The following is a 637-nucleotide window of genomic DNA, read 5'->3' on the forward strand; positions in this document are numbered from 1 at the left end:
CATTATTTAAGTTTTGATTATTTTCTTCTTTACCTATAGCTTCAATATTTTCAGCAGGCACTTCACATTTAATTCTAAAATAATCGCATAAGCCTTGTATTCTTAAATCTTTAAAGTTCAAGTCAAAGTATCTTTTCATAAATGTATTATTAATCTGCTCTACAAAACGTGATATAATTCCGTATGCGTTTATAATACTATCAGATTGAGATATGCTTGCTAAATCTCTTGTAGCACCTCTATTTAATCCAAGTGATTTTATATCAACACCTTTATTTTTAAATATTGTAGATAACATACCATCTCTAAAATTATACCATTCATTAGCATCTATACCTTCAATCTTTTCTATTTTACCAAATGAACCTATAAATACGCCGCCTCTTCTATTAACAAAATCYCTTATTTCTTTTTCTGCYAYTTTTCTYTGYTCATCAGATAAACYYTCAGCAGTATTATATAAACTRTAATTAAAACTATGCTCACCTATATTACATAAGTTCCTATTAAAAGAATTATCCATATTTTCTAATACTTTCCAAAGCGGATAAACAGAATATAAAAAAGGTTTTCCTAAAGGGTCGCCTTTAATAGTACCRTAATRRCAATAACCTGCTAYAGATAAATCAAAATCTAT

Annotated in this window: 1 pseudogene; it reads right to left on the bottom strand. The window is 27.4% G+C overall.

Features of this window, described 5'->3' with window-relative positions:
* Positions 1-637 (bottom strand): annotated as a pseudogene (locus GQX97_RS13790) (hypothetical protein); the annotation flags it as partial.

Source organism: Brachyspira sp. SAP_772, assembly GCF_009755885.1.
Classification (GTDB): Bacteria; Spirochaetota; Brachyspiria; order Brachyspirales; family Brachyspiraceae; genus Brachyspira.